General features: G+C 44.4%; 18 protein-coding genes, 4 tRNA genes and 1 pseudogene. 5 read left to right on the top strand and 18 right to left on the bottom strand.

The features are described 5' to 3' along the window. Positions 1-174: 174 nt before the first annotated feature. Positions 175-903 (bottom strand): dihydropteridine reductase, encoded by a 729-nt coding sequence (locus HUG20_RS03210; protein ID WP_200088002.1) that lies wholly within the window; start codon positions 901-903, stop codon positions 175-177. A gap of 261 nt (positions 904-1,164) precedes the next feature. Further along, positions 1,165-2,364, bottom strand: coding sequence for a cation:proton antiporter (locus HUG20_RS03205; protein WP_246476518.1), 1,200 nt, complete (start codon positions 2,362-2,364; stop codon positions 1,165-1,167). A gap of 405 nt (positions 2,365-2,769) precedes the next feature. Between HUG20_RS03205 and HUG20_RS03200 the strand changes: the two genes are divergently transcribed. Then, positions 2,770-3,702 (top strand): AEC family transporter, encoded by a 933-nt coding sequence (locus tag HUG20_RS03200; RefSeq protein WP_200088000.1) that lies wholly within the window; start codon positions 2,770-2,772, stop codon positions 3,700-3,702. Between the two features lie 1,608 nt (positions 3,703-5,310). Here the strand turns inward: HUG20_RS03200 and HUG20_RS03195 are convergent. From HUG20_RS03195 to HUG20_RS03185, 3 genes and pseudogenes are all read right to left on the bottom strand, one after another. Continuing rightward, a pseudogene (locus HUG20_RS03195) lies at positions 5,311-5,496 on the bottom strand (SDR family oxidoreductase); the annotation flags it as partial. 231 nt (positions 5,497-5,727) lie between these two features. After that, positions 5,728-6,033 (bottom strand): HXXEE domain-containing protein, encoded by a 306-nt coding sequence (locus HUG20_RS03190; protein WP_281392557.1) that lies wholly within the window; start codon positions 6,031-6,033, stop codon positions 5,728-5,730. A gap of 66 nt (positions 6,034-6,099) precedes the next feature. Further along, positions 6,100-6,969 carry an SDR family oxidoreductase gene (locus tag HUG20_RS03185; RefSeq protein WP_200087996.1) on the bottom strand — a complete coding sequence of 290 codons (870 nt, stop codon included), beginning with the start codon at positions 6,967-6,969 and terminating at the stop codon, positions 6,100-6,102. Positions 6,970-7,507: 538 nt separating this feature from the next. Here HUG20_RS03185 and HUG20_RS03180 point away from each other — a divergent pair. Genes HUG20_RS03180 through HUG20_RS03170 form a run of 3 tightly spaced genes read left to right on the top strand, consistent with a single transcriptional unit; the run spans position 7,508 to position 10,055 of the window. Further along, the gene (locus HUG20_RS03180; RefSeq protein WP_200087994.1) at positions 7,508-8,266 is read left to right on the top strand and encodes a MerR family transcriptional regulator; all 759 of its coding nucleotides are present in this window, start codon (positions 7,508-7,510) and stop codon (positions 8,264-8,266) included. Beyond that, the gene (locus HUG20_RS03175; RefSeq protein ID WP_246476516.1) at positions 8,263-9,249 is read left to right on the top strand and encodes an ATP-binding cassette domain-containing protein; all 987 of its coding nucleotides are present in this window, start codon (positions 8,263-8,265) and stop codon (positions 9,247-9,249) included. The genes HUG20_RS03180 and HUG20_RS03175 overlap by 4 nt, the downstream gene beginning before the upstream one ends. Further along, a complete protein-coding gene (locus HUG20_RS03170; RefSeq protein WP_200087992.1) occupies positions 9,246-10,055 on the top strand; it encodes an ABC transporter permease in 810 nt (269 codons plus the stop codon). Before HUG20_RS03175 ends, HUG20_RS03170 begins: the two co-directional genes overlap by 4 nt. A gap of 190 nt (positions 10,056-10,245) precedes the next feature. Here HUG20_RS03170 and glmS read toward each other — a convergent pair whose 3' ends face one another. The 10 genes from glmS to HUG20_RS19340 all read right to left on the bottom strand — a co-directional run bounded on the left by glmS (position 10,246) and on the right by HUG20_RS19340 (position 17,511). Then, positions 10,246-12,057: a glutamine--fructose-6-phosphate transaminase (isomerizing) gene (gene glmS, locus HUG20_RS03165; RefSeq protein WP_200087990.1), complete on the bottom strand. Its 1,812-nt coding sequence runs from the start codon at positions 12,055-12,057 to the stop codon at positions 10,246-10,248. A gap of 365 nt (positions 12,058-12,422) precedes the next feature. Continuing rightward, positions 12,423-13,769: a phosphoglucosamine mutase gene (gene glmM, locus HUG20_RS03160; RefSeq protein WP_200087988.1), complete on the bottom strand. Its 1,347-nt coding sequence runs from the start codon at positions 13,767-13,769 to the stop codon at positions 12,423-12,425. A gap of 96 nt (positions 13,770-13,865) precedes the next feature. Next, positions 13,866-15,185, bottom strand: a complete 1,320-nt coding sequence (locus HUG20_RS03155) for a CdaR family protein (RefSeq protein ID WP_200087986.1) — start codon at positions 15,183-15,185, stop codon at positions 13,866-13,868. Continuing rightward, complete coding sequence (gene cdaA / locus HUG20_RS03150) at positions 15,178-15,987, bottom strand: diadenylate cyclase CdaA (protein WP_200087984.1); 810 nt, start codon at positions 15,985-15,987, stop codon at positions 15,178-15,180. Before cdaA ends, HUG20_RS03155 begins: the two co-directional genes overlap by 8 nt. A 298-nt stretch (positions 15,988-16,285) precedes the next feature. Further along, positions 16,286-16,359: transfer RNA gene (locus HUG20_RS03145), tRNA-Gly, on the bottom strand. A gap of 15 nt (positions 16,360-16,374) precedes the next feature. Continuing rightward, positions 16,375-16,449 (bottom strand) — tRNA-Gly (locus HUG20_RS03140). 11 nt (positions 16,450-16,460) lie between these two features. Beyond that, positions 16,461-16,546, bottom strand: a tRNA-Tyr gene (locus HUG20_RS03135). A gap of 37 nt (positions 16,547-16,583) precedes the next feature. Next, positions 16,584-16,658 (bottom strand) — tRNA-Glu (locus tag HUG20_RS03130). Between the two features lie 350 nt (positions 16,659-17,008). Further along, a complete protein-coding gene (locus tag HUG20_RS03125; RefSeq protein WP_200087982.1) occupies positions 17,009-17,266 on the bottom strand; it encodes an IS30 family transposase in 258 nt (85 codons plus the stop codon). A gap of 113 nt (positions 17,267-17,379) precedes the next feature. After that, positions 17,380-17,511 carry a hypothetical protein gene (locus HUG20_RS19340; protein ID WP_281392500.1) on the bottom strand — a complete coding sequence of 44 codons (132 nt, stop codon included), beginning with the start codon at positions 17,509-17,511 and terminating at the stop codon, positions 17,380-17,382. A gap of 354 nt (positions 17,512-17,865) precedes the next feature. Here HUG20_RS19340 and HUG20_RS03120 point away from each other — a divergent pair, with 354 nt between their 5' ends. Further along, positions 17,866-18,045, top strand: a complete 180-nt coding sequence (locus HUG20_RS03120) for a hypothetical protein (protein ID WP_200087980.1) — start codon at positions 17,866-17,868, stop codon at positions 18,043-18,045. Positions 18,046-19,168: 1,123 nt separating this feature from the next. Here the strand turns inward: HUG20_RS03120 and HUG20_RS03110 are convergent. The 3 genes from HUG20_RS03110 to HUG20_RS03100 are packed head-to-tail and all read right to left on the bottom strand — an operon-like array spanning position 19,169 to position 22,795. After that, the gene (locus tag HUG20_RS03110; protein WP_200087977.1) at positions 19,169-20,383 is read right to left on the bottom strand and encodes a D-alanine--D-alanine ligase family protein; all 1,215 of its coding nucleotides are present in this window, start codon (positions 20,381-20,383) and stop codon (positions 19,169-19,171) included. A gap of 17 nt (positions 20,384-20,400) precedes the next feature. After that, positions 20,401-21,999 carry a UDP-N-acetylmuramoyl-tripeptide--D-alanyl-D-alanine ligase gene (locus HUG20_RS03105; protein WP_200087975.1) on the bottom strand — a complete coding sequence of 533 codons (1,599 nt, stop codon included), beginning with the start codon at positions 21,997-21,999 and terminating at the stop codon, positions 20,401-20,403. Beyond that, positions 21,992-22,795 (bottom strand): alpha/beta fold hydrolase, encoded by an 804-nt coding sequence (locus HUG20_RS03100; RefSeq protein ID WP_246476515.1) that lies wholly within the window; start codon positions 22,793-22,795, stop codon positions 21,992-21,994. The genes HUG20_RS03105 and HUG20_RS03100 overlap by 8 nt, the downstream gene beginning before the upstream one ends. Between the last annotated feature and the right edge of the window lie 244 nt (positions 22,796-23,039).

Raw genomic sequence — 23,039 nt, 5'->3', positions numbered from 1 at the left:
TTTTCGAGGAGGCTGAGCTTGGGGGCCATTGAAAGCGTAGTGCTTATCCGTAGCGCTGACCAAGCGTTATCCAATACATTGCTTGTCTACCATAGATTTTAGTGTTAACCCGATATGTTTTGTCTATTTTTTCCTATCATTCGGCAATAGCCCATAGGCGATTCATCCCCCACTTTACACTTCATAGGAACTAGAGCTCTTCTCGCCTAAAAACTCGGGCAGTTCTTGTTCATGCTTGTCGAGCATAATCTGTTCCGGTTGAATGCCCTGCTCTCGCAGTACTTCAATGTTATGCACGAGGAATTCGTCGCTGCCGACAACATAAAAGAGCCCATCCTTGTCTGTGGCAAGACTTTTCACCTCTTCATAGTAGTCTTTACGGTTATCGACGAACTGTGATGTGAACGTCTTGTCAGGTGTGGATTTAAAGAAATGAGTGAATAAGAAATCTTTTGATGAATCGATGTTCAGAGAATGAATTTGATTGACGTTATCCGCTCGTTCAAAATAATCAAGTACAAGCGGTCTGAAAGTTGCCAGACCGACACCTGATGACAACAGATAAACATTTTTATTTTCTCTTTTAAGCGGTACATTCGAATATGTTTTAAAGATTGCAACCTCATTGCCAACTTCAAGATTTCTTAAAATCGTTTTAAACTCAGAGCACTGCTCTCTGATGCGTGTTGTGATACCGATTGACTTTTCATGCGGTAAAGTGGAGATTGACATATGTCGAATCAGGCTGCGGTTTGGTTGATCTCCAGCATTAAAGCCTTCCAGTGCGAAGTGGGTGTGGGCACCTTCTTCCCAGATAAAACCTTCCGGACAGTCGAGCATGTACGTTTTGATCTCAGGCGTTTCTTCAATAATCTCATTTATTTTAGTCCAGTATATTTGCATTTATATTCTCCCCTTACTCAATTGTATGGTTCGCTACTATCTAATATACAGCAATTGATAACGATTATCAATTAAACGAGCTGAATGATATTAAAAATCCCTTTAGACAAGGCTATATCCAAAGGGATTACTTCGCAATTTTTATAAAAAAAAGGGGGGGTGTGACTGACCGAGGGTTAAAAGCATTGTTAATGACATGCGCGGATCTTACTTGAATCCACTCACACCACGTTAGTGCCCGCTATTTCTTTATTTGTTTTATCACTGGGTCAATTTTAACCTTTTTGCCAAAGGCGTCAGTGTATAGCCATGAATCGCTACCGTAATAAACACAAGTGCCAGCGTCATCGGGAGCAGCCGCTCGGCATCCGTAAAACCTGCTTCCACCAATATTGTTTGGAAATAGCCGCTGACGGTCATGGCAACAATACCGCGTGGGGCAATCCAGCCAATCAAGGTTTTTTCACTTAGAGAAACATCCGTTTTCGCTAACCCTATCCAAACGGACAACGGTCGAACAATCAACATCATCAAAAGGACGAATCCGATAATTCGGATGTCCCATAGTTCAATTAATTCCGGACGCGTAAGGGAAGCTGTCAACAGCACAAATACAGCACTGATAAACAACGTTGATATATTCTCTTTAAAATGGCGTATATTATTTAAACTATCAACATTCAACCCCATATTCGTTAAGGTGACGCCCATTGCCGTCACCGCTAGCAGTCCGCTTTCATCCATAATTAAGTCCGATATGGCAAAAATAAAAATAACCAACGCGAACATCATAGGTGCCTGCATATCACCGGGAACGATGTTTCGTTGAAATGCATAGCTAACCCCAACTCCGGTCCCAATTCCTAAGACAAGAGCTACGAGTGCTCCCAAAAAGAAGAAACCAAGTTCGGCAGAGTCTGTGACACCGCTCGCCGCCAGGCCAATTTGTAGAGCCAACAAAGCCGCCAGGGCGCCCATAGGATCAACAATAATACCTTCCCAGCGAAGGATTTTGTCGGGTCTTTCTTTTAAATTGGCCTGTTTTAATAATGGGGTGATAACGGTAGGACCTGTAACGATAAACAATCCTCCGATGACAAAAGCAGTCACCCAGGATAATCCGACCACCATGTTGGCAATGACCGCCGTTAAAATCCAGGATATTAATGGTACTAACGTATACATCCGCCTAACAGGTTCTTTGAAGTGGAAAATCTCCTTCCGATCCAGACTGAGACTCCCTTCAAACAGAATGACGGCGACAGCCAGAGAAATAATCGGATCAAGCAAATCCCCAAACAATTGATCCGGCTGAATCCAGTTCATCCCTGGTCCAATCATTAACCCCATTATGGTCATTCCAACAATAGCGGGTATCCCCCACCTCCGTGAAAGCCACTGGGCAATCATACCGCTCAACAGTACTAGTGAAATTCCTATCATAAGTTCTATTGATAACACCCCCCTTACGCTGTAGGTTTGGGCAGTTCCGTATTTGAATCATATAACATTCCTTCTATTAATAAGCGTTCCCTTCAAACACCTGGTCTATTATAAATTCTGCTTTCACTTTTTTGCAAATAAACCACCGCTATTTTTATACCGTTTGACCGAGCTCTCCATGAAAGAACGCCACTTCCTTTGTCGGGGCAAAAAAGCATGGAATAGACTTTTTTGGCACTTGTTATCGGCGGTGCTATGAATTGCAGCGGGATGCATTGAACAACCGGGAGGGATATAATGATTTTAAGACGATCCAATCAATTATTTCCCTGTCATTTTCTGCTTTGGGCAAACACATCCCCATTCCACCTCACATACACTGTGAAAAGTTTCAAACGAAACGTGAGGATCCTTATGGAGACGATGTATGTTCTTTCTTTTCAATTATTTTCATTATATGTAATTGCTTTTATCGGATTTTTTTGTGCAAAAAAACAACTATTCCCTCCAGGAAGCGAAAAAGTTTTATCTAATTTATTACTATACGTGGCATTACCCTGCCTGATTATTCATTCTTTAAATATCCCATTCTCCTATGCTCAAGCCTTTACCGCTTTTACAATGCTGCTATTATCTGCTTATTATTTAATCATGGCGATTTTCTTAAGCAGATTTCTCAATAAAAAACTCAATAAAGCAGCTGACCGCAGTGGTGTATTCCAAAATCTATTGATATTTGGAAACCAGGGATTTATTGGGATGGCTATTATTTTTGCACTGTTTGGAGCAGATGCCTTATTTATTGCTACCGTATTTAATCTCATCTATTTTTTGCTCATATGGAGCTATGCTATTATGATTATGAAGCCAAATGACACAGCACGCCCTCCTTTTACGGACTTTCTGAAAAATCCGGGTTTTCTAGCTACGTTTACCGGCCTTTTTTTATTTATCATGCCATTTCAAATACCAAGCTTTATGGCGTCTCCCATACAGATGCTTGGTGATATGACGATTCCACTTTCCATGCTCGTTATCGGTGTAAGCCTGTCAAACATTACCGCCAGTCAACTACATTCTCTTATTCGCGAGCCTTTATTATACTTTACCGTTATCTTAAGAAACCTTGTTTTGCCGAGCATTTTATTCATTCCTTTATTTTTCCTCCCTATATTTCCTAAAGATTTATTAGTGATTGCATTGTTGTTAGCTGCGATGCCGTGTGCGCACACCATTACCATCTACTCCATTAAATACGGCGGTGATACGAATTTTTCATCGACCGTTGTTTTGCTATCTACTTTTATGACCATCATTACGATTCCGGCGCTATATTTTCTGGCGACCTTTCTCTAACCATTCCAAACCTGCTATGCTACCAATGACACAGAATCAAGACCAAGCAATATAATCAAAGATTTGCGGGAATTTTTTGCGAAATAAAAGAACCCAACTGAACTGAAAACAGTTGGGCATAGGTATTATTTATTTGTTAACTAGTGCAAGGTGGCTGAATGAACCGATGACGGGTACATCTGGAATAAGTTTCCTTCGTCAACGCTTCCGGCTCCCTAACGGACCATTTACCGCTTCATGGAGACCGAAAAAGCGGTCGGTTCTCGTGTTCGGTCGCCATACCCGTTTTATGACGACCGTAACGGTCTGAATCGAAAGCGTTTGGGCGCTATAGCCGCTTCATGATGACCAAAAAGGCTTGTATCGAAAGCATTCGGTCGACATGGCTGCCTTATGGCGACCGAACGAGCGATTGGCTTTCGTTTTCGCAAGAAAACATTTGGTCATTGACGATTGCCTTTGATACCTTCACTCGGGTTATGGAAGTTTCATCCAATCGATCACTAACCCTAGTTTGAAGTCCTAAGCCGGTCTTCCGGTCGTCGGTGTGATCGCTTATTTCCGACAGGCTGCACTAGTGGCGTTTTTCAAAAGTTCTTTCCTTCCGGAAAGCGGGAACGGGTCCATTATTAGAGACTAAAAAACCATAATGTACCTCATATACAAAAAAGCGCTACTCCGGGGTGTGATAAAAGATTTTATTCTACCCCCGATCGGCCCTTTCAATGCACCCGGATCAGCGTTTTCTACCAGTTCAGGGGACGTCGGACCTTTCAATGTCCCTCGGATCAACAATTTTTTCCAATTCGGGGGACGTTGGACCTTTCAACGTCCTTCAGATCAACAGTTTCTGCCATTTCGGAGGGCGTTGGATCTTTCAATGTACTCCATATCAGCAGTTTCTGCCAATTCAGGGGACGTTGTGAACCTTAAAAAGACCGTAACCACTGTTCGGAGGTGCGATGGGTGCTAGTCCGCTTTATCAATCTATCGGCGAAATGCGAACAGGGGTTTTGGAAGGAACTTCTGATATAGACCACTAGTGCGAGATGGTTGAATTCATCACTCGCACCAATATTGTCATTCAAAACACGTCATAGTATGGTTGAACTATTTTTCAGAAATCTCGCCTTCGATGTTCTATCTTTTTAAACATGATCCCCTCCCTGCGTCCCTCATATTGAGGATCATTCTATTTTCAGGGACGTTGGGCTCTTCCCACGTCCCTCATATTGGGGATTAGTCTTTTTTCAAGGACGCTGGACTTTGCAGCGTACCCTTGTTTGAGAAATCATTCCAGTTAAGGGTACGATAAGCCTTCGATTGCGCCTATCGTGGAAAATTTTACTTTTTATTTGTCCATGAAAAACATCCTTGATGAGGGTGATTCCCTAATTCACCGTTCTGCACTAGTTATATATTCACGATTACTTTTATACCGTTATTTAAGTAGAGAGAATACTTAATTGTTGGTTAATCACTAATTTGCTTTCTTTTTTTGCCATTTAAATAGTCTTCCCTATGCTCGAATAAGTTCATTATGAAAAAAATTGGCACAAGTTTTATGCAACCTTTTGTTCGTTTGCAGCATCGTCTATACATTCAGCGTCAGGAACTGAACAGCTGGTAACCCCAGGGGAGACTCAATTTGGACGTCCTGCCGCTATCTACTGTATAGATCTTGCCTGTGACAAACCCATCCTCATCAGCAACGAGAAAGGCGACGAGCGCTGCCACCTCTTCAGGAGATCCCGTGCGGTCCACAGGATGGATGCGCCCGATGTCGCGTCGGAACGCCTCTGAATCATTGGTTTAATCTTTGAACATCACCATACATGTACAAATTATCGTCGACAACGGGCTTTGCATTTGCAAGCACAGTTTGATGAGTTATAATGCCTATGACCCTTATTGTTTTTCCTTTTTCTAACAATTCCCTGGCAACAGCTTTGCCCAACGGTCCTCTTCCAATGACGACATGAACTCCATCATTACTCCATCAACCACTTCAGGTATTTTGAGTAATTAACTCCATTTTTCACCAATTTTATGACTGAGGAGAAATACTAATATAAGAAAGAACATAACAATTAATGCACCTAAAATTGCGTTCATGGTTAAAAAACCTGCTTTGGAAAAGTGGTAAAAAAATAAAACGTTATAAGGGATGATCAGTAATATTGTAGTCCAGAGCCCTGGAGTGTAACATCGTAAATACAAAGCCTGTAATGGATGTGTAAGGATATTTACAGCAAAAAAAAGATTTAACCCTAAAAATATAAAAAAATGTTGTGTCATTACTGTTATCAATATCAGAGCGGAGAAAGCAATTGAAAGCGCAAAAAAATTTTTAAGTTACCATATACAGTCATTATAGAGATCGAAAACCTGGTATCGTTAAGTACGTTGATTCATGAAATCTTTAAGCTTATGTTTTCCGTACATGGGTGCAATCAAATGATGAGTCATCACGTTTATAAAGAAACGGTATACCCCATAATGATGGTTACTACATAATTTCAAACCTAAAGAAACTGGGTTTAATAAACTGACCGGAATGTTTGTGATGCGTTCCTTTTGACCCAACACTTCAAATGCAAGTTGAGCAATTTGCTCGTATGTAAGTATTTCGGGACCACCAATATCAAGTGTTTGGTTTGTTTCCAAGAACGATTGCACACAAAATTGTGCGAGATCTTCACCGTGAATCGGGTTCATTCTCGTTTTACCATCTCCGATCAAGAAAGCTCTGCCCTTTTTAGCCATTGTTAAAAAATTTGTCAAGTCAGAAAAATATCCAGTCGGGCAGATAATGATATGATCGACATTTGACGTTTTTAACACATTAACAAAACGTTCCTTCGCTTCAATTAAAGGACCTGATTTTTTCCATTCATCGTTGCTACAGACATGGATATACATGAATTTGGCAATATGACTACGTTCTGCTTCCTTCAACAAATTAACATTCCCTTGATAATCAACATCTTGAAAGGTCAATCCATTATTTTTTCCCGTGATTCCAATTGAAGAGAAAACATAATCAATGTTGTCACAAACATGTTTTAATGTGTCTGGTTTTGTCACATCACCAATAGCTACTTCGTCAGCATCTTCACGGATAGAAGGCGCGAAAAAATCTCCTTCTTGATTCAATTTTTCCGGATTTCTCACGAGCACTTTGGTGTAAAATCCTTGTCTTTTAAGATCCTTTACAACATACCTTCCCAAATACCCCGTAGCGCCGGCGACCAATACTCGTTTCATATGGCTCCCCTAACCGCTTTCATAAATTACAACATTTTTTATGTAATTTTGGAAGCTAAGCATTGACTGATAAACTGCTATTGCATGTATTTATACGTATTGTATCAGATTGAATGGTTTTTAATATTTCATCGAGGTTTGTTACCTGAAATGGAAATCGCACGCCTGATAAATGATTCTTTAGTATAATATTACTTAGCGTAGCCGTTAGCATAGCCGCAGTATAATAGTCTGAAGAAGTGGCCAACTGCAAGAGCTTTGTCTGTTTAACGTGATTGCTTTCACTTTTTACTTCGACCGTTAAATAAGCATTTTCACTTTTTTGAGGAGGTATTCTTCCGTCTAGAAGAAGCGTAAAAGAACATTTCGAAGGGCGCGCACGTTTTCCAAAAAAGAAAAACATTTATGACATGGTACTAGACACAGCAGTTATTCGTCCAGCGTGATGAAATATCGAAAACTTTTATGAAAATATCTTGCCCCTGACCCAACGTCAAGGTCTATGCTATGTATAGAAGAAAGTGAGGGGGTAGTGTTCATGGAGAGTAAAACGTTTACCGTAGGAAAGTTTGCCAAGTTGACAGGGGTCACTGAACGTACACTTCGCTACTATGATCGGAAAGGATTGCTAGCGCCATCGGAATATAACAAACAAGGGCATCGCCTTTACACCGAAAATGATTTATTTCAGTTACAAAGAATTTTAACACTCAAGTATTTAGATTTTTCTCTGGGAGACATTGCTGAGTATCTTGAAAAATCCGGGCATGATTTAAAGAATTCTTTGGCGGCGCAAACAGGCCTTTTACAACAAAAGCGAGAACATCTTGATCAGGTGATCGGAACCATCGAACGCGTACAAGCGGTCATTCAAGAGCGGGAAAATCAGATGGATAGCGATTTATTGTTAGGCCTCATTCATGCGTTTCAACGTGAGGAAGATCAAAAGCAATGGATGGCCAACCATATGTCGAAAGAATTGCTGGATCGCATGTTCATGGAAGGGAAGACAGCAGAAGAAAAACTTGAATTTGAGAGAAAAATAACATCTATATTTTCAGATATTAGTCTGTTCTATCATGAGGGAAGACCCGTGGATGATTTGGCAGTACAGGAAAAAGGTCTGGAACTAATGAAATTACTGACCGAAGTATTCGAGCAGGAATATTTTGATGAACTTGAGGGAATCTCAGAAGGATTTGGGGAAGGATCACTCTCCCAAACAAAATTTCTGACGAACGAAGTAGAAGCATATTTGGCGGATATTTTAAGTATGGTTCGAGAGGAGGAGCGATGAGTATGTTAAACAATGATCAATATCACACTGATCTAGCTATTGAAGCCAAGGGGGTCGTTAAAACGTTTGGTAAAAACCGCGCCGTCGATGAGGTTGACCTCACGGTGGAAAAAGGAGCTGTATACGGTTTCTTAGGTCCGAATGGTGCCGGAAAAACGACGATTACCCGTATGCTCGCAACATTGTTGAAGCCAGATGCCGGCCAAATCCGAGTACTCGGCCACGATCTCGTGCAAGAGATAGACGAAGTACGAAGCCGTATCGGTTTGACCGGACAGTTCGCTTCACTGGATGAAGATCTGACCGGTCGAGAGAATCTGATCATGATCGCCCGTCTTACGGGATATTCACGAAAAAGTGCCAAGAAAAGGGCAGATGAACTGCTCAACGCTTTCGACTTACAAGAAGCAGCCAAGCGCCTGGTTAAAAAATATTCTGGGGGAATGCGGCGGCGCATTGATATAGCGGCAAGCATTGTCGTCACACCGGAATTGTTATTTTTGGATGAACCGACCACCGGGTTGGATCCACGCAGCCGTCATCAAGTGTGGGAGATTATCCGGGTGTTGGTAAATACAGGTACAACTGTTTTGCTCACAACACAGTATCTTGATGAAGCGGATCAATTGGCTGATCGGATTGCCGTTATCGATGAAGGTAAAATCATTGCTGAGGGGACGAGCAGCGAACTTAAAGCATCCGTCGGTTCGGGAACATTACAAGTACGATTGCTTGATCCGGAAACCCGGCCGGAAGCGGAACAATTACTGGCTGAGAAACTTGACACAGTTATTCAGCTTTCATCCGATCCAGCCGTCCTTTCAGCTCGAATATCAGATAACACGCTTGCTACACTTGCACTCGGAGAATTGGGGCGTGCCAATATTGCTGTTAAGGATTTTTCCCTTGGTCAACCAAGTCTTGATGAAGTTTTCCTTTCTGTGACGGGCCGTACTAATTCAGCTGAAGAGGTGAGTCAATGAATAATAAAACATTACGTGAAGTACTGGCAACCGGGGAGCGTCCGAAGAAACCTAGTGCATTATCAGCATCGCTCACATTTGGATGGCGAGCACTTTTGAAAATCAAGCATATGCCGGAACAAATGTTTGATGTGACGGCGATGCCTATCCTTTTTTTGCTCATGTTCACGTATCTTTTTGGCGGTTCCATCGCAGGATCCACCGGGGATTACCTACAATTCATCTTGCCGGGTATTCTCGTCATGACAGTAACTATGATAACGATGTACACCGGGATAGCATTGAACAGTGATATCACCAAAGGGGTGTACGATCGATTTCGGACCTTACCGATTTGGGGGCCTTCGGTTCTCGTTGGAGGACTATTGATAGACGTTGTGCGTTTCGCGATGGCTTCCGCAATCTTGATCGTGCTAGGAATGATTCTCGGCTTCCATCCCGATGCAGGTGTATGGGGTGTTTTGGCAGCCATCAGTTTACTGTTGTTGTTCGCTTTTAGCTTATCATGGATCTGGATTGCCCTCGCACTCGTCATACGAACGGAACAAACACTTGCAAGCGTCTCGATGATGGTGATCATGCCGTTGACGTTCATTAGCAATGTGTTTGTTGATCCCGATACGTTGCCAGGTTGGTTGCAAGGCTTTGTTGACGTTAACCCGATCTCCCTTTTGGTCACAGCGGTACGCGGCCTCATGCATGGCACGGCAACGTTTGAAGAGATTGGCTGGGTACTCTTGGCTTCCATTATTATATTGGCGATATTTGCGCCACTTACCATGTATCTGTATCGCAACAAGGAATAGCTTATCGTGTTCAATACAACAAAGTTGTAAACATCTTTTTACGATCTAGCTTTGAAACAAGGATTAATCAAAATGGATTCTGGATCTTAGAAAAAACGTGCCAAAAGTTACCTTTAATATAACTCATGGCACGTATTTTTGAAACAACTTTATTGTCACTTAACAAATGGCACGATCTTCTCCACTTGCCCTACTCCACCGTGACACTTTTTGCCAAATTCCTCGGCTTATCAACGTCACATCCGCGATGCAATGCGGCATAGTAAGAAATCAACTGCAGTGGCACCACAGCGACGAGTGCTGTCAAGTATGGGTGAACGCGTGGGATCACGACTTGATCCTCTGCCCGATGGCAGCCTTCCATACTCACCACGCAGGCGTTGGCCCCACGGGCGACAACTTCCTGCAAATTGCCACGAATGTTCAAATCTACATTTTCTTGCGTTGAGAGCGCAAAGACAGGCGTTCCATCTTCGATCAGCGCGATCGTGCCGTGTTTCAGCTCCCCGCCGGCGAAGCCTTCCGCTTGAATATAGGAAATTTCCTTCAATTTTAACGCGCCTTCCTTAACGACATGATAATCGAAAGAACGACCGATGAAAAAGGCGTTGCGCGTATCAAACAAATAGTCGCGGGCGATTTGTTCCATATCATCTTTCGAATCGCAGAGCGTTTCCATCGCATTGGCGGCAATGCTGAGTTCATGGAGCGCATCGAAATCGGTATCGACTCCGGCGGCATGTGCGCCGTCCATGGCGAGAATCGCCAGCACCGCTATCTGTGCTGTATATGCTTTTGTGGAAGCGACCGCGATCTCCGGTCCTGCATACGTGTGCAACGTGTAGTCAGCTTCACGTGAAAGCGTGGATCCCGGAACGTTTGTAATCGTGAGTGATGGGTGCCCCGCTTCTTTTACGTTCACGAGAACACCGCGGCAATCCGCTGTTTCGCCGCTTTGCGATATGAAAATAAAGAGCGGGTTTCGGGACAGTAAAGGTTGGTTATACAAAAATTCACTTGCAATATGCACTTCCACCGGTTTCCCGATGACTTTTTCCATCATTTCCTTCCCTACGAGCCCGGCGTGATAACTCGTTCCTGCCGCGATAATATACACACGGTCGGAACCATAAAACGTGGAGCGAATGTCGTCCGAGAGTTTGATCTCATTGGTCTCATCTTGATATTTTTTTAAAATATTACGGATGACGAGCGGCTGCTCATCAATTTCTTTGAGCATATAGTGGGCATACGTTCCCTTTTCCGTGTCACTTTCATCAAGCTCGGCGGTAAACGCTCCCCTTTGTACATCATTGCCGTCCAAGTCTTGAATCCGAATCCCTTGGCGAGTGACGGTGACGATTTCCTCATCCATGAGTTCGACAAATGTTTTCGTAATATGAAGCATCGCCATGGAGTCAGATGCGACAACATTAGCATCATCAGCCGTTCCGACAAGCAGGGGGCTTTTATTTTTCCCTACATAGATGCGGTCATCGGCTTCCTCGTCAAGAAGGGCGAGGGCATAGGAACCTTTTAAAAGCGATAATGTATTCCGAAAAGCATCATTTACCGCTAGGCCATCGAATACAAAACGCTCAATGATCTGTATAATGACTTCCGTATCCGTATCGCTTCTTAGGTCAACATCATAGAGATATTCTTCTTTGAGGCTTTCGTAGTTTTCAATCACTCCATTGTGAACGAGCGTAAAACGTCTACTTGCACTCTGATGGGGGTGGGCATTTCGAGCACTCGGTACGCCGTGAGTCGCCCAACGCGTATGTCCGATTCCGCATGTTCCCTCGGGATTGGTTTTCTCCACTTCTTTCCGTAACGTCGCAATTCGCCCTTTTTCCTTAACGAGCTGTACGTCTTCCCGTTGTTCATCCACGATGGCAAGACCTGCCGAATCATACCCGCGGTACTCAAGTTTCTGAAGGCCTTTTAACAAAATATCCTTTACACTTTCTGTCCCGATATATCCTACAATTCCACACATTACCTGATGCCTCCGTTTACGCGAGACAAGGCATGCCAAGCCGGGGCAGGCCATTCCTTGCCCCGCTCTTCATGTTGTTGCGGTCACTGCTTTCGCCTTTGTGCCAGGAGTCGCCCCCTCGTTTTGGGCTCAAGCTTACGGTTGTGCCGCGAAAACCGGGAGGTATCCGCCGATGTTTCGATGAACCTCCTCCTCGTCAACTGTTTTTAATTCCGTCCAAAAACAGTCCGGGCGCTTGTTGAATGGATGTATCCATTCAATATTTTTGCTCCTTCGATCCCCCTTTCTTTTCCAATCATAAAACCAACGTCAGCTTACTACATGTACCAAACATTCGTCAAAAGAAAGCCATACGTTGGCAGCCCTTACAGATGACTGCCTAACTGCTCCCAAATGACAGCAGTGATCTCCTCCACATAATCTTGGCAAAGCGTTTCGGTCTCTGCCTCAACCATGACACGCACGAGGGCTTCGGTGCCGGAGGGGCGTACGAGTACCCGTCCATTGCCCGCCATGCGTTTCTCCACATCGGCAATCACTGCTTGCACGGCTTCATTTTCTTCGACTGCATCTTTATCTATCACTCGAACATTTTCCAAGCGTTGCGGGTATTTCTCAACATTTGCAGCGAGTTCCGATAAGGTTTTATCTTTTACTTTCATAATATTCACGAGTTGCAAAGCTGTTAACAGACCATCGCCTGTTTTGACATAATCGAGAAATATAATATGGCCCGATTGCTCGCCGCCTAGACTGTAACCTCCCCGGCGCATTTCCTCCATGACGTACTTGTCGCCTACTGCGGTCTTTTTTGCGACAATGTCCATATCTTTAAAGGCTTTGTATAACCCCAGGTTGCTCATGACTGTGGTCACAACCGTATGATGGGCCAGCAGTCCTTCTTCTTTCATGAAACGGCCGCAAATGTAAAGAATTTTATCTCCATCAACGATATTTCCTTTTTCATCAACAGCAATGAGTCGATCCGCATCGCCATCGAAAGCCAAACCAATGTCTGCTTTTTTCTCTTTGACGAGGTTGACGAGTTGCTCCGGCTTCGTGGAGCCGACGTCTACATTAATGTTTGTGCCGTCAGGGTTGTTTCCCATCGTTGAGATTTCGGCATCCAGATCCGCGAACAATCTCGGCGCTACCGAAGAGGCTGCCCCATGTGCACAATCAAGGGCAACATGCAAATCCATAAAATCTTCGTCAACCGTTTGCTTTAAAAACTGAATATATTTCTGCACCCCTTCATAGTAGTCACTGACACTTCCCAGTTCAGCGCCTGTCGGACGAGGAATATCCGTTTCCCGGTCAATTAATGCCTCTGTCTCTGCTTCTTGGGTACTGGACAGTTTAAATCCGTCGGCTCCGAAAAACTTGATCCCATTATCCTCCATGGGGTTATGCGAAGCCGAAATCATGATACCGGCGTCAGCACTGATTGCTTTTGTAAGATAAGAAACACCGGGGGTAGTAATGACGCCTAAACGCATGACTTCTGCTCCGATGGAAAGAAGGCCTGCAATAAGGGCGCCCTCCAACATTCCTCCGGAAATCCGAGTATCACGGCCGATCACAACTTTTGGGGACCTATGGCCGTTCGCCAATACATAACCACCTGCACGCCCGAGCTTAAATGCAAGCTCGGGCGTAAGTTCGGTATTTGCTACACCTCTTACTCCATCAGTACCAAAGTACTTACCCATAATCGTATCGCTCCTTCTGGCTACCTTTTCAATAGAGGTTGTTCAAAAATCCTGTTAACAGACTGAAAGTCCGGACTGCCATTGCTCTGATTTAGGCTATTCACTATCTTCGGGATTTGTTATTTCCACTTCCACACTTTCCATCTCCGGCTCATACATAAAGTTGCTTGGCCCTTCGACTTCCAGCTGCATTTCATACGACGCTTCATCGCCTTCATCCAGATTCTCATCATCCAGTTCGTCAAAATCGATATAGAGGCGAACATCCTCTTCACTTAAATCATCAAGTTCCTCTTCATCACCCTCGACTGTAACATTGAGGAGTTCTTCCTCTGTGTCCGTTACTTGAACCTCTTCAGGTACATTGTCCATCTGTAATGGCAGGTCCAACGTCTGGGTGTCTTGCTCTTCCGTTTCTTCTTCGTTGTTTTCGTCTTCATTTTCATCTGCTTCATCAACTTCAGCGTCTTCAACGATCACCTGTACGTTAGCTGTCTCAGGTTGGATGTATCTAACCTCGTCTGGCATGTCAATATCCATCTCCATAGTCTCGCTTTCCGTAATCCCGCTTAAATCAATTGGTCCTGCTTCAACGGCGGAGATATCATTAATGATATCCAAATCCCCGTAGATGGTGGCAGTCTCCGGCTCCACGGAAAGATCAACGAGTTCCACATCTTCGTCAAGGGTGCCTTCAGTCTCCACTTCCAGTGGAACTTCTTCCGAAGGGGGAGTAATGGGGACAACGGCATCAACCGTATTTGGATCGACGGCAAAATCCAACACCTCTCCGTAAGGGCCGTATACCGTTACCTCCACCGTTTCATAGATCGTTTCTTCTGCGCCTCCGACATCAATATACGCTTGCAATGAATCGATGTCTTGCAATTGGGAGGAAGCTCCTTGCACCTCTACTTCTTCTGGAGTTACTTCAGGTTCTCCGAGCGTATAACCTTCCGGCAATTCATTTTCATTCATGAATTCAATTTCTACCGGCAACGTAGTCATTTCCCGTTCTTCCAACGTCACCTGTACCGATTCCGGTTCCGTGGATACATCAACCCCGGCAGGAAAATCACGGTGTTCAACATTGACATTGTGTACGCCGGGACCTAGATCTTCAAGGTCCACATACACTTCATAATTTGGACTCGTTACTTGAAAAAGGTTCAACGCGCTTTGGGTCCCTGACAACTGGATATCTACTGTATCTTCCATTTCAACAATCGCATATTGCTCATCATCATAATATACTCCCAATTCCACATCTTCTACGGTTAGCTGTTCGGAGTTCGTTACCGGGAAAACACCCGGTTGACTACCCATGTCATCCATATTCACCATCAAAAAAAGCATCGTCGCGATTACTAAGGAAAAGAAACGTAAAAACCACCGGTTATTGAAGAGCTTATCCATTTTTACGTCCTCCCCACTGCCAACGGGATTGTGTTTTCACATTTTTTAATAACTCGTTTTCCAGCATCCTGCGAAGCCGCTCATCGTCAATATCACGATGGATCTCGCTATTTTTCGTCACCGATATATCTCCTGTCTCTTCGGATACGATGATGGTAAGCGCATCTGTCACTTCGCTCACTCCGATGGCAGCGCGATGGCGCGTACCCAATTCTTTGGAGATAAACGGATTTTCCGAAAGCGGCAAATAACAAGCGGCAGCACTTAGCACATTGTTTTGGATAATAACAGCACCGTCATGAAGCGGCGCATTTGGAATGAAAATATTAATAAGCAATTCGGAAGAAATTTGCGCTCTTACCGGCGTTCCCGTTTCGATATAATCATCCATCCCCGTTTCATTTTCAATGGAAATCAGCGCGCCGATTCTTCTTTTGGCCATATACTGAAGCGATTTCGATAACGCTTCAATCGTGTTTACGGAGTTCTTTTCCTCAGGTGTCGGTCCTCGTCCGAAAAGTCGGCCTCGCCCCAATTGTTCAAGTGCGCGCCTCAACTCCGGTTGAAAAATAATGATAATCGCCAAAACGCCATATGTAACCACGAGATTCATAAGAAACTGCATCGTCTGCAAGGCAAAAAGACTGCTCAAAAACCAGGCAGCCAAAATAACCGTAATCCCTTTAATCAATTGCACTGCCCTCGTCCCGCGCACAATCGTTATCAATTTATATACGACAAACGTCACTAACAAAATATCTACGATTCTTGTTAGCCACGTGATGAACTCCTCGCCAAACATTACGTGTCCTCCCAATAGGAATTAAAACCGAGAAACCTCGAGAGGTTAGCTTTTCCATTATAACATAGCTGAAGGCATTCAGGTTGAATTTGGTATGTGTGATCAAAAAACTGCTTCATTTTCCATTATACCTTTATCTCAGGTCCCATATCCGTCCATCTATATAAACATCCATCATATATGTCGTTAGTGAACGGGAATTGTTACAAAAAAACCATGGAAAACAGTCGATGAAAAAGATTAAAAAATGCATTAAAAAAAGCAAAACCACACGTTTTGCCATTATCTTATCTTAGTATGGAGCGGGTGATGGGAATCGAACCCACATCATCAGCTTGGAAGGCTGAGGTTTTACCACTAAACTACACCCGCAAAAATATGTGCTTTTGGAGCGGGAGACGGGATTCGAACCCGCGACCCCCACCTTGGCAAGGTGGTGTTCTACCACTGAACTACTCCCGCATATTTAAAAATGGTGGAGGAGGACGGATTCGAACCGCCGAACTCAGAGAGAGCGGATTTACAGTCCGCCGCGTTTGGCCAACTTCGCTACTCCTCCAGTATAAAGCTTCAGTGGTCAATTTGCAAAACATAAATGGTGACCCGTGCGGGATTCGAACCCGCGTTACCGCCGTGAAAGGGCGGTGTCTTAACCCCTTGACCAACGGGCCACAACCGCTTAGCACTGTAAGCTGACAAGTTATATTATATGATCCACGCTGATAAAATGCAAGTGGGAAATGGTGATTTTTTTTAGATGTGGCATCTAGACATACTGACGTTACTTAATGATACGGAAAGTAAGATGTGTAACATCAGGAGACGCTATCACCCTTGTCCTTTCCAACCGAACAGAATCATCTCCTAATTGATCGAGCAAACGGGTACCACTGCCGAGCAGCACAGGCACGGGGAAAGTTTATTTTCTCCTTACCCTTAGCCGTTACGTGGCAAGGATTTTGGAACAGCACAATTAGCTCATAAGCGGTAAAAAAAGGGCTTTAAACCAGTCATGTTCGGGCTAGCCCGCACCGGATAAAGCTCGCGCAAAACTATCATCAGGTGTTTCATAGCCTAAGATTTTTCGTGGAAGCCCGTTCATCCATGCTTCTAACTCGTGCAGCTTTTCGTCCGTGTACGAATGGATCGCTTCACCTTTCCTGATAAATCGTCGTATTATCCCGTTTTGGCGCTCATTGGAGCCACGCTCGTTCGATGCAAAAGGGTGAGAAAAATAGATGAAGATGCCTTCTTTTTGGCCTAGGGCATCCAAATTCATTTACATCATTACAAATAACTTGCTCACAAAAATACCAAGTCATTTTTATGATAACTTGGTATTTTTGTGATAAATATAAACCTAACTAGGGATTGCTGAACAACTTACATATATTAGTTGGAGCCGGGATGCCGCTTCCATGGCTTCGCTTTCCGCGGACGAACGGTCAAGCCTCCTCGCGCAAAACCGGCGCTTCGGGGTCTTGACGCGTCCGTTTTTCCGCTGGAGTCTCGCCATTGCAGCACCGTCCCTCCGTGTGTTGCCAGACGTGCAAGGGTTTTCTGCTTTTAGGATAGATTTTCTTGCATCCAGTTTTGACAACATCAACGGAAAATGCTTATGTGCCAGTCTTTTTCCGTTATTCAGCAGTCCCTAACTAAAGAACTTAATTCATACTTAGTATTAAATGAAAAACGAATCAAGTGGTACTTTCCTTCCTCTTCCCCAAATATGAAATTGCCAAAGCTATCGGGGCAACAAGCGGTAAAACAATTGTCCAACCAATGAAGTAAAATATTGGGGCTAAAAAAGCTGTTGCTCCAAAAAGCATTAAATTAAGACATACGTTTAGTACCTTGGCTTATGAGGGCGGAGCTTCCATGGAAGAAATTTCGCGTGCATTAACTCATTCTGATACAAAAACAACTCATGGCTATGTAAATACGCCAAATGTAGTTGACCTGTCAACATACCAGAAGTTTGAGCAACGACTACAAGCAGTTCAAAGTAAGAAGGTTAATGATTATGCAGAAAATGGGCGTACCCTTTTTCGTACCTAAATCAAATAAAAAGCACACTCCCCAAATAAATGAGAAGTGCCATAAACATTGATATAACACGATATTAACGTTTTGAGAATTGTGATGCACGACGAGCTTTTTTAAGACCGTATTTCTTACGCTCCCAAAACAAACATGACGCTTCGCGACACCCCATTAGAGATGAAAGGATGTCAAACCGTACCGTGTTTTTTACATTTGCGGATTAATTTGGCGTTCGGGAAATTAGCCCACAAAACACGAGCTTGAGGACCCAGTTAGGCTCCAGAGTATCCTTTTGAGTCCGCAGATCGCCTTCCTGAAGACTCAGTTTCCTCCAGATCACCCTTTTGAGTCCGCAGATCGCCTTCCTGAAGACTCAGTTTCCTCCAGATCACCCTTTTGAGTCCGCAGATCGCCTTCCTGAAGACTCAGTTGCCTCCAGATCATCCTTTTGAGTCCGCAGATCGCCTTCCTGTGGACTCAGTTGCCTCCAGATCATCCTTTCGAGTCCGCAGATCGCCTTCCTGTGGACTCAGTTGCCTCCAGATCATCCTTTCGAGTCCGCAGATCGCCTTCCTGTGGACTCAATTGCCTCCAGATCATCCTTTCGAGTCCGCAGATCGCCTTCCTGTGGACTCAGTTGCCTCCAGATCACCCTTTTGAGTCCGCAGATCGCCTTCCTGAAGACTCAATTGCCTCCAGAGTATCCTTTCGAGTCCGCAGATCGCCTTCCTGTGGACTCAGTTGCCTCCAGATCATCCTTTTGAGTCCGCAGATCGCCTTCCTGTGGACTCAGTTGCCTCCAGATCATCCTTTTGAGTCCTCAGATCGCCTTCCTGAAGACCCAGTTGCCTCCAGATCATCCCTTTGAACCATTGGTTTTATCTTCTCATGCTAGGAGAGAATTAACCTTCCAGGAATATCCCCCACCTTCGTTTCGTTTTTGTCGCATAATGTTTTGTAAATAGGTTTGAAGGATGTAACTAAGCAAATCCCTTAGAAAGGACCGGTGTTGATCATGATACGAACCATTTTAATGATTATCGGTTTAATTGTGGTGATCGGTTTTATCATCAGTTTGTTTTAAGCCGGAAAAAAAGAAGAGACTGCCCTTGCGCACATGGCGGGCAGCCTCTCCTTTTTATCTTTTACTCCCTTGTTTTCCACCTTTTCCGCCACCTTGCATGGCGAAAAGGTTGGTGTCGATGGAGAATGTTAAGCGCTCGCGGTTTCGTTCACGCTTCAACGCCAATTGAATCATCTCGTGGATAAGCGTGGTGAAATCTTTGCCTGCCGGTTCCCATAAATAAAAGGAAAGCGACCCCGGGATCGTGTTGATCTCATTGACATACACTTGATTTTCGTTTTTGTCAATCATGAAGTCAATGCGGGAAACGCCGCTACAGCCGAGAGCACGGAACGTTTCCTTTGCCAAGCGATGAATCTCCGTAGAGAGTTCCCCATCGATCGGAGCGGGAATGACACGATCCGTATTCTCCATTCCCCCGGGCCCTTTCGACCCCGATGTATCTCCTTTTCCGCCGGTACCACCTTGATACTTATCGGCATAACTTAAAATCTCTTCGGTCTTTAATACTTCTTCCAGCTCGGAAGTCTCTGTCTCTTCAGAATCGCCGAGCACCGAGCAATTGACTTCGGTTAAGTTAGAAATCAAGGGCTCAACGACGAGTTTGGAGGCAAAGGAAAATGCCTCCTCCACCACCGTTTCCAGTGAAACAGAATCGTGGGCAATGTCAATGCCTACACTTGACCCGAGGTTTGACGGTTTGACGATGACCGGGTACCCGAGTTTATCCTCAATTTTTTTCTGTAGCGTCGTTTGGTCTTCCTCCCACTGATGCTGATAAAACCAAACATCCGGCAACACCGGCACGTCCTGGTCCCGAAGCATTTGCTTCATCATGATTTTATCCATCCCGGCCGCGGAAGAAGCGACATCGCAACCGGCATACGGAATATTCAACAGCTCAAAGAATCCTTGCAACGCCCCATCTTCGCCAAACGTTCCGTGCAACACGGGGAAAGCAACATCAATATGGGCGACCTCTCTTTTTCCAAACTTGGGCACCGGATTTTTTTGCAAAATAACGCCGCCGTTTTCAGCAGCCACAGGGGTTACGGGATGCGCTTCTTTTAACAAACCATCCAAGTCTTTATAGGCTTCAATGTCCAACAATTTTTCCCCTGTATACCAAGTGCGATCTTTCGCCATATAAATGGGGACCGGCTCATAGCGACGGTTATCCATGGCATCGATCGCCTGCAAACCTGAAATTACGGAAACCTCATGCTCAACGGATATTCCTCCGAAAAAAACACCTACTTTTGTTTTCATGTTTGTTGTTCCCCCTACTATTCATTGAACGTATCCGGCAAATCGTTTTCCAGTAGCACGACGGAAGGTTCCGTTGCCGTCACTTCGCGCATTTTTTGCAACGCATCTTGCAAATCTGCAGCCACATAGAAGCGAGCCTGCGGATATTCGGCTTCCGTTAACCCGTCCTGAAGCGGTTCGGTTTGTTTTTTGCCAACGAGAATAATAAAATCACAAACCACAGCTGCATGGTGCGCGAGTGTTTTATTGAGTTCATATTCTTTCTCGCCTAATTCAATCATCCCGGGCGTGACGAGCACTTTTTTCTCCGGCATCGATCCCAGCACTTCGACGGCCATCTTCGAACCGGTAGGATTGGAATTAAAACTGTCATCGATGATAGTGAGCGTTGCGCTCGATTTTTTCAGTTCGAGACGATGAGGAACCGGTGGAACCCCTTTAATGGCGCGGGCGATTTTTTCAAGCGAAATGTTCTTTTCCGATCCAATCGCCACCGCTGCGAGAATATTATAGATGTTATGCCTGCCCAATAATTTCGTTTCAATCATTACGCTCGATCCGTCATATTTTAGCACCTTAAATGTGGTGCCCTTTGCCGAATACGCGATTTCCGTAGCACGGTAATGAAGGTCATCGGCATCGATCCCGTAATACATCGTGCGGCAATTATTCATTTGCGGATACGCGCGGATGTTTTCATCGTCTTTATTGAGAAAAGCCGTTCCATCTTCCGGCAGTGTTTCCACGAGTTCAAATTTCGTTTTTTTAATGTTTTCAAGGGTTTTAAACGTTTCTAAATGCTGCTCTCCGATCGCGGTGAGTACGCCGTATTTTTGATGGACGAGTTCACAGATCTCTGCAATATCATTCTCTTGTTTCGCGCCCATTTCGGCAATAAACAGATCGTGATACGGCTTCAATTGTTCTCGAATCGTTCTTGTTACCCCCATTTTTGTATTGTAACTTTCCGGGGTCATGAGAACGTTGTACTCAGCTGCCAATACGGCCTTCAAAATATGCTTTGTGCTCGTTTTTCCAAAACTTCCCGTGATGCCGACCACTTCAAGCTCAGGCATCGATTCCACGATGCTTTCGGCATCATTAAAATAACGCTGACTAATTTGCGATTCGACCGGCAAATTGATGATATTCGCAAACATGACGATAAAAAAAGTAAGAACGTTAGCCGCAACCAGCAAGAGTAAGAAGGCGACGAAAACATTAACGATCAACCATGCCACCACGAGGATGAGCACATAAAGGATGGCCGTTGCCACCAACAGCCTTTTTACTCGCGGTGTATAAACAAGCTTCTTTTTCTCAGCGGTTTTCGGTCGCGTTACGATGAGCAGACCATAGGCTGCGATCGCCCACAATGCCGCGAGCGAAAAGCTCCATGTAACCGAGAGCCCCCAAAGCGGCAGTAAGAAAACGAGCGCAAGCGCCGGCCACACGTCACGCGGATACATCGCTTTTTCCGGATGCTCTTTCATCCAGTGGAAATAGCGTTCCGTTCGGTACGCATTGAGTTGGAGCATGTGCACGTTCTTTTTCACACGGATGATCGTATACCAAGCCCAAGCGGCAATAAGTAAAAGAATCAATAGGTTACTCATGCGACGTACGGGCCTCCTTGTCTTTATCAAGAAAATGATTGAGGATGACCAAAAATTCCTGTAGGTTATCGAGATAAGCATAGTGACCTGCGCCTTTAAGGACGACAAGACCGGCATCGGGGATCATTTCTTCCATTATTTTAGCATCGGAGACAGGCGTTGCATCGTCATGCTCTCCCCAAACGAGTAGCGTCGGCACAGAAATTTTCGGCATGTAATGGCGCAAATCTTCATTCACAACTTTTACGAGCGTTTGTTGCATCACACCGGATGCATTTTGATAATCGGTGGATCCCAATTTCTTTTTCACACGCGTAAGTATCTTTTCTTTGTGTGATTTTAGGCCTGGTAGGTTTAATAATGCCTTACTCGTTTTATACGTATATACTTTCACTTGATTTTTTAACTTACGCTTCGGTTTAATGCCTGCGCTATCTACTAAAATAATCTTATGTACGTCTCGACCAGCGGCATAACGAATCGACACCCTGCCTCCGTGTGAATGACCAATCAAGATCGGGCATTGAATATCATGGTTTTTTATAAATTGTTCCAACATGCTTGTATAATCGTCGATACTCCACGGTTCTTTTGGTTCAGGGCTCTTCCCGCACCCGGGAAAATCAATGGACCATACCCTGAAGTTCGGTTCGAGATGACGGTGAATCGGCGCAAGCGTATCAATGTTCGCTCCCCATCCATGCAAGAGGATCACATCTTTCCCCTCTCCCGAGCAACGGTAATGGATTTGCCCCCCATTTATATCTGTAAACACGTTTATACGCCCCATTCTCATAGAGTGAAACTTCTATCATAGGGGGTGTTCATCCCCCACTGATGGTTAGTTGAACAAATCGGGGTGTTAGTCGCCCGCTTTTCCGGAGGTCAGTTTTCAGAAGCCAGAGGTCGGAAAAAGAATGATCTTCTGATTTCCGGCTTCCGACGTCTGAACTCTGGAATAATGGATGTTTACCTCCGGGATAAACTTTACAAGTCAATCATTTTATATCATATCATAAATCGTTTACCGTGAAGACACA

It is taken from the genome of Salicibibacter cibi, assembly GCF_016495865.1.
In the GTDB taxonomy this organism is placed as follows: Bacteria; Bacillota; Bacilli; order Bacillales; family Marinococcaceae; genus Salicibibacter; species Salicibibacter cibi.
Note: the sequence above shows the minus strand (reverse complement) of the source record. Positions and strands in the feature narration are given on the sequence as shown.